This is a genomic window from Hahella sp. NS-SX17 (assembly GCF_057367735.1).
On record NZ_CM170632.1, the window covers coordinates 490380 to 502690 of the forward strand.

General features: G+C 55.0%; 7 protein-coding genes. 4 read left to right on the forward strand and 3 right to left on the reverse strand.

The window, feature by feature from the left end:
* Positions 1-523 precede the first annotated feature (523 nt).
* From AC2IBB_RS02270 to AC2IBB_RS02285, 4 genes are all read left to right on the forward strand, one after another.
* Positions 524-2725, forward strand: a complete 2202-nt coding sequence (locus tag AC2IBB_RS02270) for a marine proteobacterial sortase target protein (RefSeq protein ID WP_486331289.1) — start codon at positions 524-526, stop codon at positions 2723-2725.
* Positions 2722-3345, forward strand: a complete 624-nt coding sequence (locus AC2IBB_RS02275) for a class GN sortase (protein WP_486331290.1) — start codon at positions 2722-2724, stop codon at positions 3343-3345. The genes AC2IBB_RS02270 and AC2IBB_RS02275 overlap by 4 nt, the downstream gene beginning before the upstream one ends.
* A 678-nt stretch (positions 3346-4023) precedes the next feature.
* Entirely contained in the window at positions 4024-5631 is a 1608-nt protein-coding gene (locus AC2IBB_RS02280; RefSeq protein ID WP_486331291.1) for an autotransporter domain-containing protein, read from the forward strand.
* Positions 5632-5644: 13 nt separating this feature from the next.
* A complete protein-coding gene (locus AC2IBB_RS02285) occupies positions 5645-9988 on the forward strand; it encodes an Ig-like domain-containing protein (protein WP_486331292.1) in 4344 nt (1447 codons plus the stop codon).
* A gap of 52 nt (positions 9989-10040) precedes the next feature.
* Here AC2IBB_RS02285 and AC2IBB_RS02290 read toward each other — a convergent pair whose 3' ends face one another.
* The 3 genes from AC2IBB_RS02290 to AC2IBB_RS02300 all read right to left on the reverse strand — a co-directional run bounded on the left by AC2IBB_RS02290 (position 10041) and on the right by AC2IBB_RS02300 (position 12131).
* Entirely contained in the window at positions 10041-10784 is a 744-nt protein-coding gene (locus AC2IBB_RS02290) for a hypothetical protein (protein ID WP_486331293.1), read from the reverse strand.
* Positions 10771-11703 (reverse strand): MbnB/TglH/ChrH family RiPP precursor modification enzyme, encoded by a 933-nt coding sequence (locus tag AC2IBB_RS02295; protein WP_486331294.1) that lies wholly within the window; start codon positions 11701-11703, stop codon positions 10771-10773. Before AC2IBB_RS02295 ends, AC2IBB_RS02290 begins: the two co-directional genes overlap by 14 nt.
* Positions 11704-11768: 65 nt before the next feature.
* Positions 11769-12131 (reverse strand): hypothetical protein, encoded by a 363-nt coding sequence (locus AC2IBB_RS02300; protein ID WP_486331295.1) that lies wholly within the window; start codon positions 12129-12131, stop codon positions 11769-11771.
* Between the last annotated feature and the right edge of the window lie 180 nt (positions 12132-12311).

A 12311-nucleotide genomic window follows, 5' to 3' on the forward strand; every position in this document is an offset into this window, starting at 1 on the left:
AGCTGCGCAAGGCGTTTAGGTTAGACACTTGTCTATATGAAAACGTTTTCAAATAAATTTCAAAAAAATGCCCGAGTCGAAGGGCTGTAACAGTAAAAATCCTAGACCCAGGTCCCCCATCCCGCAATAGATACTTTGGGTTAGGTTTTATGGGAGCGCTTGAGAGATATCTCACACGCTTTGCAGACAAGTCGGCTATCTCCCATACGGCGAGATGATTAGTATAGAAAGCGTAGGGACACGGATGCCAAAGTAAGGAAACGCAGCAAGGAGGCGACAAGGACGATTTTAGTCAAAAGGAATGGATCAGGAAGGCATCAAAATCAAAAGGCGCGGCAAGGAGCTGCGCCTTTTCTTTTTGCGTTCAAAAGCATCCATTTAAAGCTTTCTCCCTACCACTATCCCCTTCGCCACATTTCGTCATAATTCATCCTTTCACATGCCTTTATTGGCCCGGTGGCCGCCTTTTGCGAACCACATACTGCAGGCACGCTTCGCTCTACAAGAAAAAAGGTACGCCTGCATGCTAACGCTAAACGCAACTCATATCCTGTCCCGCCCGGCACGGGCCTGGACGCTGTTTTTTCTACTATTGTCGACCTTGTGTTGGACCGGTTTCGCCCGCGCCCTGAACGACGACTGGTCGGATGTCGGCTCCGGAGAGTTGTTTTTCCTGCAAGATGACGCTTCCGCATCCCCCAGCTATCTTCCCGCCGTCACTCTGTCCACGAGCTATGACGCCAATGTGGCGGGTCTGATCGCTACCACAGAGATGACGCAAACATTCCGTAATGACTCTCAGCAGTGGCGGGAGGCGGTGTATGTGTTCCCATTACCAGAGGACGCTGCGGTATTCAGCATGAATATGCAGGTGGGAGATCGGCTGATTGTCGGCAAGATCGAAGAAAAGCAGAAAGCCGAAAAGGTGTATCAGCAGGCGAAAGCAGAGGGAAAAAGGGCTGCGGTCGTGCATCAACAGCGGCCCAATCTGTTCACGCATAAGGTGGCGAATATTGGTCCTGGTGAAATGATCACACTGACGCTGCGTTATCAGCAGAATATTAACTATCGCTCTGGCGCATTCTCCTTGGCTTTGCCCTTAACGGCGACGCCGCGATATATCCCCGGGTCCTCAGCGGCGCCTGCCTGGTCTGAAGAAGAAAAAAACCGTCTGCGCAACGAGTTGCGTTCTCATGAGCGCACGTTGATTAACGACAGCGGCTGGGCGCCAGCGACGGATCAGGTGGCGGATGCCCCGGAAATCACGCCGCCGACAATTGCGGCGGAAGATTTGGCTGCGCCTTCCCATCAAACGCGTATCCGCATACACCTGAATCCCGGTCTGCCTTTGGAGTCGATTGAAAGCGCCACACACCGCATTCAATGGGTGCAACGAACCAACGGATACGAGGTTTCACTGGAGTCTGACAGGGATATTCCGATGAATCGGGACTTTACGCTCACCTGGCGAGTGCGCCAGGGCGCTGAGCCGGAAGCGGCGTTGTTCAAAGAAGTGGTGGGGGATGAGGTTTACGCACAACTGTTGCTGATGCCGCCGCAAATTTCCGATGAGGGACTAAGTCTGCCGCGAGAGCTGGTCTGGGTGATTGATACCTCCGGCTCCATGGAAGGCGTCTCCCTCCAGCAGGCGCGAGATGCAGTGCTGCAAGCATTGGATACGTTGACGCCCCGGGATCGTTTCAATGTGATTGAGTTCAATTCGACGGCGACCAAACTGTTTCCTCAGGCGGTCCCAGCCCAGGAGCGGGCTCTGCAGCAGGCGCGTCAGTTTGTGCGCGCTCTCAAGGCCAATGGCGGCACTGAGATCGCTGAGGCTCTGGATCGTGCGCTGGGAGATAAGGCTCCTGAAGGGTACGTGCGTCAGGTTGTGTTTTTGACGGATGGCAGCGTCGGTAACGAAATGGCGCTGTTCAAGCAGATCGACCAGCAATTAGGAGATTCGCGCTTATTCACAGTAGGCATCGGGCCATCGCCCAATCGCTTTTTCATGCGTAAGGCGGCGCAATTTGGCCGCGGCGCGTACAGCCATATCAATGATACAGCGGAAGTCCGCGCCAAGATTGCGGAACTGACCGCTGCATTGCGACAGCCGGCGTTACGGGATGTGCATTTGGATATGCCGTCGGCGCTGAATTCTGAAGTGTATCCGGTGGCGATTCCTGATCTCTATCGCGGTGAGCCGGTGCAGCTGCTGTTTAAAGTCGAAGATGGCGCAGCGGCGTCAGAACTGCCGGCCGCGGTGCAAGGATTCGGCGTGGGTCTGCTACAGGATGAGCAACCTTTGTGGATGCGCAGTCTGGATCTGCAACAGGCGGCTTCAGGTCATGGCGTCGCCCGCGCCTGGGCCCGTCGCAAGATCGATCATTGGCTGGACCGCAAAACCATGGGAGAGCCTGATCAGAATGTGAGAGACACCGTACTGCCCCTGGCTTTGGACTTCGCCTTGATGAGTCCGTATACCAGCTTTGTCGCAGTGGAGGAAACACCTGTGCGTCCCCGGGACAGTGCGCTGGAAGGCTCCGCTGTTCCGAATCTGCTGCCGCAGGGACTGTCTGCGAATATGGCGCGTATGCCCAGAACGGCGACCGCTTCACCGCTGATGATTCATGTCGGCGTATTCTGCCTGACGGTGGCGGGCTTATTGGGATGGAGAGATTTGCGGGAGCTGAGAAACCGTAAGCATCGCTTCGGGAGGCGCGCATGACTCTTCCGAAGCGCACTGCAGCGTTGATATTTCTACTTGTCGGCGCTGTAAGTCTGGGCGGCGGTGGATACATCCAAGCTAAAGCCTGGCTGGCTCAAATACTGTTGGAACAGGCATGGCGGGATACTTTGGCGGCTCGCGCCTTCTCTGGAGAGGAGGCTGTGACCCACAAACCCTGGCCTTGGGCGGACACTTATCCCGTGGGACTTATGGAGGCGCCGCGATTGGCGGCGCGCTGGGTTGTGCTCGAGGGCGCTAGTGGGCGTAACTTGGCGTTTGGCCCGGCCCATATGGAAGCCAGCGCGGTGGTAGGGGAGCCAGGCATGGCCGTGGTCAGCGGTCACCGCGACACTCACTTTCTGGCTCTGCGTGAACTTCGTGAAGGCGATGTCGTGCGCTGGCAGACGCCTGCAGGCCACTGGCTTGAGTTCAACGTTACCGGGGCCCAGGTGGTGAATGCGGATGAAGTCATGCTGGCGTTGCCTGGAGCGGATTCAGCGTCGTCCGCTGCGCCGCCGCAACTGGTGCTGACGACCTGTTACCCCTTTGACGGGCCGGTGGGAGGGCCATTGAGGAAATTATTTTATCTGGAGCCCGCCCCTCAGACTGTTTCGTTATAGATAAAAAACAGGGGCTTATGAGCGTACTGTAAGAAATGGCGCTGGCTTTGGTGAGACATGTCTCAAGACGATAAGACATCTCTCACAACACACAGAGGATATGTAGCCTGTTACGTCATAGGGCTTCTGACTAACATAGAAAGCGTAGGGACACTCATCAGACGTAAGGACACGATGCAGGGAAGCAACAAGGATGAATAACGAGCCATAAGGAACGGCAAGGGAAGCATCTGATGCGAAAGCGCGGCACGGAAGCCGCGTTTTTTATTTGCGCGGTCCAAACAATCTTTTTCTATCACGTTTCATCTGCTCGCCAGGCATGTATTTCCAGGCTCTGAGAGAACCCCTTCCCATTCCTGTCATTTTTAATCTCCCTTCTGTAGAGTTAATGTAAATTTTCGTTAACTTTTTTGACGCCTTTGCATACAATCCCTCGCTATAGGTGATTGATAAAGCCACTAATTTAAAAGTGGCGGTTGCTATAGCCGGTTTGAGCAATCGGTTACGGAGTGTGGTGACAATACGGACATTGAAGGGTTAATCACTTTATCGCCCTCAAATAATCACAATTTCCATTCACACTCTCTTTCCACCCTGCAAGAAGAGACCGCGCCCGTTACGGCGGGTTTTTCTGCGGGCGCGCGCCGCCACAACAATAGTTTTAGATCAGGGTGTCAGATGATCAGATTCGTATCTCGTGTATTGCATGCCGGTTTGACTTCCAGAAGCGCCATTCTCGTGGGCTCATGCATTGTGTCGCAGTCTTTGTGGGCGGCGCCTCCCAGCGCAGTGGACGACTCGCGCACCATGGCTTCTGACAGCAGGCTAACCATCAACGTCATGGCGAATGACTTTGACTCTGACGGCGACGCTATCAGACTGGTCAGCGTCGGAGCTCCGGATAACGGCTCCACTACCGCCAATTCCGACGGCAGCGTGCGCTATATTCCCAACTCGGGCTTTATCGGCTCAGATACTTTTACCTACACCATTGAAGACGATGCTGAACCTGCCACTCGCGCTACCGCCACGGTAACCGTTAATGTGGTGGACAGCTCTGTGACGCCGCTGGCTGACGGTGATAACGATCGCAAGGTTGCGCAAGCGTTCGAGAGCGCCTGCGGTAGTTTGAATGCTCAATCGGACGATGAAATCTCTGCTGGCGGCAGCCTGCTGCTGGCCCGTTGCGAGGGTCTTTCCCAGTTGGGCGTTAATAATCCCGAACTGGTGGCGGAAGCGCTGAACAAGATCGCGCCGGAAGAAACTTCTTCGCAAATGCGTAACTCCGCCTCCACCAGCCGCTCGCAGGGCAATGCAGTCAGTCAGCGCCAGAAGTTATTACAGAATGGCGCTACAGGCTTTTCCTTAAATGGCGTAGCCTGGAACAATACCGCCAGCGGCGGCGCGGCGGGAGAGGAAACCAGCCCCTGGTCGCGGGTGGGGGTGTTTGCAAACATTCAACGGGAAGGCGGCGAATACGATAGCACGTCCCTGGAGAGCGGCTACGATTACTCCGGGGTGGTGCTGACTTTAGGCGCGGACTATGCGCTGCGTCGCGACCTGTTTGTCGGCGGTGCCTTCGGCTGGACGCACTCTGGCGTCGACTACAGCAATCAAGGCGGCGAACTGGACACGGATATATACACCTTCCTTGGCTACGCCAGCTACTTCGTGGGCGACTTCAGCTTTGACGTGCAGATGGGTTATGGCTCCGCCCGCTTTGACTCCAAGCGTCGCATTGCCTATACCGATCCCTCCGGTGACGTGGACGTCACCGCCATTGGTGAAACCAGCGGAGACCAGTTTCTTTTCAATACACGCGCTGAGTGGCAGTGGTCGCGGAACGCTTTGACTTTAAGCCCGTATGTGCGTTTCGATTATCTAAACAGCAATATCGACGGTTATGGTGAAAATGGCGCAGGCGGTCTCAACATGACCCTCAGCGAACAGAGCATTGATCAGTTGACGCTGGCGGCAGGTGTACAGGGAACCTATGCCATCAGTCGTGACTGGGGCGTATTGATTCCCTCCTTCCAGCTTAGCGCCTTGAGTGAAGTACATTCTGACCGCGACGCGGTGACAGGGCGTTTTTCCTACGATCCAGACCCGAACAATCGGTTTGATTTGCAGGCGGATTCAGAGGAATCACTGTTTTATCAGGTCGGCGTGGGAACGACCGCAGTCTTGCCCCATGGCCTGTCAGTGTTTGTGGAGTACCAGCAGATTTTCGGATATGAGCACCTCACCGCCTATCAGGTGCAGACCGGCGTGAGATACGAGCTATAACAGGGAGTCAGTCATGCTTAAAAAATGCCTATCCTTTTTCACATTATTGATCTTATTGTTGTCGCTCTCCGCGTGTGGCGGCGGCTCCAGCTCGACAGACGATGCGCCAGCGACGGATGGCGGCGCGACGCCGACGGAACCGACGGACCCAGGCGATCCGGATACGCCCTCGCCGGGCGGCGACACTGACGCGGCGCCTAAAGTCAGCGCTGGCGGCGATCAGTACGCCGACCCTAATGTCGTGTTGTCTCTGGCGGGAACCGCTGAGGCGCTGGAAGGCGCTGAAATCGTAAGCACTACCTGGACGCAGGTGTCCGGCCCTACGGTTCATCTGTCCACGCCTAACAGCCTGAGCAATATGATTCTGGCTCCGGACGTCACCAAGACGCAGACCCTGAGTTTTAAATTGACGGCGAAAGACACCAAGGGCAAAGAAAGCTCGGATATCGCCAGTATTGTGGTGGAGCCGCTCGCCAGTTTTGTGCGAGTGACCGGCTCAAGCGTTGATGAGTCGGCGGGTCAGGCGACGTTGAAACTGATTCTGAACAGAGCCTCTAATGCGCCGGTCACGGTGCAGTATATGACCCAGGATGGCGCCGCCGTCAGTGGCGTGGATTATGTCGCGACTTCCGGCTCGGTCACCTTCGAGCCGGGTGAAACCGAGAAGACAATCGCCATTGAAATCATTGATGACGAAGATGAAGAGGCGGACGAACCCTTTACTGTTCGTATTACCGCGACGGAAAACGGCGTAGTCGCCTCGGCTGTGGGCACAGTCGTCATTCGTAACGGGATGGATACAACGCCGGAATTGAAAGAGCAGAATATCGCCTTTGAGTCCGCCGGCCCTCTGACAGGTCTGATCAGCGACAGCCTCACTAATGTGATCGACGAAGAGTCGGCGCCGGGCAGCGGCGCTGTCACTTATGCGTCCGCTGACGAGACTATCGCGACCGTGGATATTTCCTCAGGCGTAGTGCAACTGAAGTCCGCCGGCTCCACAGTAATTACCGCTGTTAAGGCGGCGGATTCTGAATATCAGGCCGCGCAGGCGACGTATACCGTGGTTGTTGAAAAACGGCCTGGTGCGGTCACATTCGCTACGCCTGGACCATACGCTGTCGCCTATGAGGATACCTTCACTAATATCGCTACGGGAGTTGGTACTGGCGAAGTACGCTACGCTTCCAGCAACACTTCCGTCGCCAGCGTTACCTCGGGCGGCGTCGTGACTATTGTGGGTGTGGGCAGCGCCGTTATTACTTCCACGCAGCTGGCGGACGACGTATATCAGGAAGCCGCCGCTACCTACGCAATAGAAGCGGATAGGAAAAAACTGGACTTGTCTTTCAAAGACGTTGGCCCTGTGGCGGGCGTGGTTGGCGGAACTTATACCAATACGCTATTGGGTAATAAAGGTTCTGGCGCGCTGACTTATTCCAGCGACAATACCGAGGTCGCCTCTGTGGATGCTGAAACTGGCCTCGTGTCCTACGTTGGAGAGGGTAATGCGCATATTACGGTAGTCAGGGCGGATGACGAACTCTATAAAGCGGCGACGGCTACTTACGCCGTTTCGGTGGGCAGAATAGTTCAGAGTATTGCGTTCGTGAATCCCGGGCCCCTAGAAGGCGTCTATGGTGAAACCGTTAATAACCCCATCGCGGAAGGCGCTCCTGGCAGTGGCTCCGTAACCTATACCTCCAGCAACAGCTCAGTGGCGCTCGTTAATAGCGAAAGCGGCGTTGTCCAACTTGTTGGAGCGGGCTCAGCTGTGATCACAGCCGAAAAGGCCGGCGACTCGGTCTACAGCAGCGCAATCGCCAAGTACAGCTTAACCGTCAATAAGAAGGCTCAGACGCTCTCGCTAAGAAATCCTGGCCCTATTGAAACCAGCGTGGGCGAGGTGGTCATTAACGACGTGACTGTCGTTGAGGGCGGCTCCGGCGCTTTGTCCTACAGCGCTGACGCAGAAACAGCGATTGAGCTGGATAGGGAAACCGGTGAAGTCCATGCTGTCAGCGTTGGCGAAGCTCTGATCACCATCACCAAAGCAGGCGACGCCAACTATAACGCGGCTTCCGTGAGTTACCGAGTGATTGTAGGCAAAGGCCTTCAGACCATTGCTTTTACGACGCCAGGGCCCGTTGAATCCATCTACGGCGACACCTACACCAACGTCATTACTGGCGATGCCCCGGGCTCTGGCGCGGTTACCTATGCGTCTGGCAACGAAAGTATTGCGACGGTAAATAGCGCTTCAGGCGAGGTGAACATGGTTGGCGTCGGCAGTGTAGTGATTACCGCCACCAAAGCGGCGGATGCAAACTATGAAAGTGCGGAAGCCAGCTACACCATCAATGTAGCGAAAAAGACGCCAACCCTTACTTTTGGCAGCGCCGGTCCCCTTAGCCTGACCATCGGAGAAACCCTGACCAACGTTGCTACCAGTACTTCAACCGGGGCGATTACCTACAGTGTTGAGGACGGAGCAATCGCTTCCGTTGATTCGGAAAGCGGGCTGGCGACAGCGTTGGGGGTTGGAAGCACTTCAATTACGGCGTCGCAGGCGGGTGATGCGAATCACAATGCTACAAGCGCTACATATGCGCTGAATGTATCTAAGAAAACGCAAACCATTGTCTTCACTCAACCGGGTCCGTTGGATGGCGTTTATGGTGACACGCTGACTAATGCAATAGACGAAGGCGCGCCAGGAACCGGCGCTGTCCTCTACGCGTCTGACAACGCCAGTGTGGCGACGGTAAACAGTGAAACAGCGGTGGTGCAGCTGGTGGGCGTCGGCGTGGCGACGATCACCGCCACTAAAGAAGCGGATGCGACCTATGAAGCCGCTACCGCCAGCTATACGATTACTGTGGCCAAGAAAAACCAGGTCATTGCGTTCCTGAACTCAGGACCGATTTACGCTACCGTAGGAGACGCAGTCAATAACCCAGCTTCCACCGTTGAAGGCGGCGTTGGCGTCATTACCTACAGCGTTGATAATCCTGATGTGGTCGAAGCCGCCGCAGGTGAAGGCGTATTTAACATCGTTGGAATTGGCGACGCCGTGGTGACTGCGACCAAAGCGGGAGACGCGAATCATAATTCCGTCTCTCTTCAATACCGAATTTCTGCGATAGAGATAAGTGTAGGGGCCGCTGCTTTTGTCGGCGCAACAGAAACACAGGTGCAGCTGAAATACGGCGCTGACAGCTCTGTCAGTGACCTGTCGCTTATCAGTACGACTGACCCGGAGTGCGACATCGCTAATTACAGCCTGTGTGAAAACGGAGCGATGACGCTGATTGACAGCGATACGTTCACCGAAAATGCGGCTTTGCTCGACAGAACTGCCTATTACTGGTTGTTGCACGGTGAAAGAAGTAGCCCGTCAGCCACCATTCAGCCAGGAATCGGGGACTCAGGAAGTGAAGAGACGACTGTTCGCGCTGCTATTCCGCGCCGCTACGATCACCAGATTGTTGAGTTCAGCGGGTCTCTGTGGATGATCGGAGGAATGGGCTATGATGGCGAGGTCAATATAGCCAACTCTGAGGTGTGGAACTCCACCGATGGTATTTATTGGACTCGAAGAGCGATTATTGAGTCGGAAGGGATGAAGCGGCACAAAGCCATTGTCTTTAACGATACGCTATTTGTTTATAACGAAGGCGTTATCTGGTCCTCCGCCGATGGCGTGACCTGGGATAAACACTCCCTGGCGCCGGAGTTTGGGGTGATGGAAGGGCAGGGATTCGCGGTGTTTCAGGGCGTATTGTGGTCTGTCGGCTACGCCTCGGGAGATGATTTCCCCTCTATATGGAAAAGCAGCGATGGGTTTGACTGGACGCGGCAAATCGATATGGAAGGCATGAGCTTGCGCAGCGACTACCAGATGGCTGTACATAACGATCAGTTATGGCTGGTGGCGGATGCTGAAGGCGGGCCATTGCTGCAGAATGATGTGTGGGCCACTTCAGATGGCGTTAACTGGACGCCAATACTGGCGGAGGGTGAGGCGCCTTTCAGCGGCAGGACGGACCACACTCTATTTGAACACGATGGGAAACTTTGGATTATCGGCGGCAAGGGTTATGAGTTTGCTGTGTTCAACGATATCTGGACTTCTGTGGATGGCAAAACATGGACGTCTGTAGAAACTCCCTCCTTTACTGCAAGGTTTTCCCATCAGGCGTTAGTCTTCGGCGGACAGCTGTGGCTATTTGACGGCAGGTCCAACATAGAGGAAGTGATCCCGCTCGGTGATACGTGGCGCTCAGCAGATGGTAGTGACTGGCGCAGATTAGTGAGAGTTAAGTTCTCGTACTTGCCGGAAATTACGCCTATGTAACCCAAAGGATTGTCATCCATACGAAACGCCGGCCATGCGCCGGCGTTTTCATTTAAACCAATCTTAAAGCTCTATCGGCGACCAGCCTTTCCACCACTCGAATAATATGCGGACCTTTCTCCAACAGGCTGTCCAAGGACTGAGGCGTTGCGCATTGAAGTATCAGGTCCCTTTCCATTGCAGTGGCGGCGCGCCAGAACTTCCTGATCCCAGGGGCCACCAATACGGGATGAGATCCTTCGATGGTGGGAAGCGGCTGATTCAACATCAGAGCGCAGAGTAGTTTTTCCGGCATAGCGGGGAACTCTATCAATTGCGACATGGGGGCGAGGGCGACGGAAAAATTGCGGCAACGATTACTGCTCGACTCCATAGGGCTCACTGACGAAAATCGATATTCGTGAACCGCCTTCAGGGCGCACTCGAATACAGCCAGCGCCTGTAGCAGGGCGTCCGCCGTGTGCTCGCATATAAATGTTTTAAACGACATTGCTTCCGGCACGAAATAGAGCGAGCGGCAAGGTGTTGCGCGAATGTATTCCTCTATCAGCGCCTGCAACTGCAGCCTTTCCAGCAGACGCAGAGTTAGCGGCGCTGCGATTTGCAGCCTGGCTTTGCGCCACCATTTTTGCACATCGCAAGTTACCTTAAACCCCTTGGAGCCGTTCAGCTTATGAAGCCAGGCGTGTTCCTCCGGGTTCAAATCCAGTCGGCTGAAATCCAGGTTGTCGGGGGATGCGGAGGTGTGAGAGTGGATCATCTCCACCATCGCAACTTGCAGATCAAGTAATGGCATAGCAACGCTCCTCTTGGACTGGTTGGCGGTGGCGCAGCCATATTTCCCTGGCTTTTTCCAGTTGTTGCTGGACGCCTCTCTCGCTGACGATATCCAGCGCCTGCTCCAGCAACTCATAGGTGACCGCGCAGGCGTTGGGTGCGTGTTGCAAGGTCCAATCCAGCAACTCCCAGACAGGTTGCGGCGTTTCGTCACTATGCACGTCCAATTGCAGGCCCTCATGGATAGCCCCGCCGGCCACATGAATTTCCACCACTTTACTCATGTCCAGACGACCCAGCGCCTCATAGACGTCAAAGCCGAAATTGATCGCATTACAGTACAGGTTGTAGAGATCCAGCAAGAGACCACAGGAGGTTCGTTCAGTGATGCGGTTGAGGAACTCAATTTCGTCCATGCCCGCGTCATTCGGCATACTGGGGAGGTAATAAGTCGTGTTCTCCAATAAAAACGGCGCCTGATAACGCTGCTGAATCGCTTCTATTCGCGGACAAATGATGTTCAATGCTTCCTCCGTGAACGGCACGGGCAATTGCACGCCGGCGTGTAAGCCGACGCCCTCAGCCGTACGTATCTGCAGAAACCCCAGGTGTTCGCTGTGCCAATGGAACGCCTGCACGTCCGCAAAATCATCCAGAATGCGGATATAGTCCTGATTCCAACCACTAGCGGAGCCTATCGATAAGCCCAGGCCATGTGCGACCACTGGATACAGCCGGCACCATTCGATGGCTGCGCTGAGTCGGTCTGGGCTGAACCCTGTACGCCGCTGCGCGCCGTCCCAGTATTCCTGACACAGGATGTCCGGACTGACTTCGATAAAGTCGACTGCATCGCCACAGGCCCGTAGCAGGGGGATAAACTCAGGCTGATAGTTAATGCCGACGCCCAACTTGGGCAAGGAAGATAATGCGTTCATGACTAAGGCTCCGGCTGCTGTATCGCCGGTCCAGAAAGCCCCGGACCGGTCAAAGTGATTGGCGCTTATCCACCGTACATAGTGACGTTGACGGGAATCTTGGACTGGATTTTTACGACAGGGTCCAATCCCAGACGCAGGTCAAGGCCAACCAGCCCGCAGGTGGGGCAGCCTGACTGGTTGAGAATCTGTTCCAGAATATTCTGCAGATCCCAGATACTGACTTCGTATTGGGGATCGAACGAAGCGCTGACAGTTTTACGGTCTCGGGATACGCCACTATCATCGGCGGCGGAAGCGACGCCGGAGAAACTGGTGATCGAGGCGGCGCCGGTCACCAACGCGGCATTGCGAAGGAAGGTGCGGCGATCGCTTTCGCTGGCCTGTGGATGAGTGCTTGTGGATACGTCGTTAGTTGTGTCGGACATCGTGTCTCTCCTTTGTGGTTGTATTGTCTGGCGGGGCCGGGCGTAAAACGGAAAATCCCGTTTAATAACCCCTGAAGACAGAGCTTAAATCTGGAGAAACGACTGGGCAGCGTAATGTGGCGCAAAGGAATTGTGAAATACTCACGTTTCGCGCTGACGGGAGGAAGGTAACGTTGGCGT

Bases quoted from the DNA above. Each gene is read 5' to 3' on its own strand.
- AC2IBB_RS02275 (WP_486331290.1), top strand. From the start codon at position 2,722: ATGACTCTTCCGAAGCGCACTGCAGCGTTGATATTTCTACTTGTCGGC.
- AC2IBB_RS02290 (WP_486331293.1), bottom strand. From the start codon at position 10,784: ATGCCATTACTTGATCTGCAAGTTGCGATGGTGGAGATGATCCACTCT.
- AC2IBB_RS02295 (WP_486331294.1), bottom strand. From the start codon at position 11,703: ATGAACGCATTATCTTCCTTGCCCAAGTTGGGCGTCGGCATTAACTAT.
- AC2IBB_RS02270 (WP_486331289.1), top strand. From the start codon at position 524: ATGCTAACGCTAAACGCAACTCATATCCTGTCCCGCCCGGCACGGGCC.
- AC2IBB_RS02280 (WP_486331291.1), top strand. From the start codon at position 4,024: ATGATCAGATTCGTATCTCGTGTATTGCATGCCGGTTTGACTTCCAGA.
- AC2IBB_RS02300 (WP_486331295.1), bottom strand. From the start codon at position 12,131: ATGTCCGACACAACTAACGACGTATCCACAAGCACTCATCCACAGGCC.
- AC2IBB_RS02285 (WP_486331292.1), top strand. From the start codon at position 5,645: ATGCTTAAAAAATGCCTATCCTTTTTCACATTATTGATCTTATTGTTG.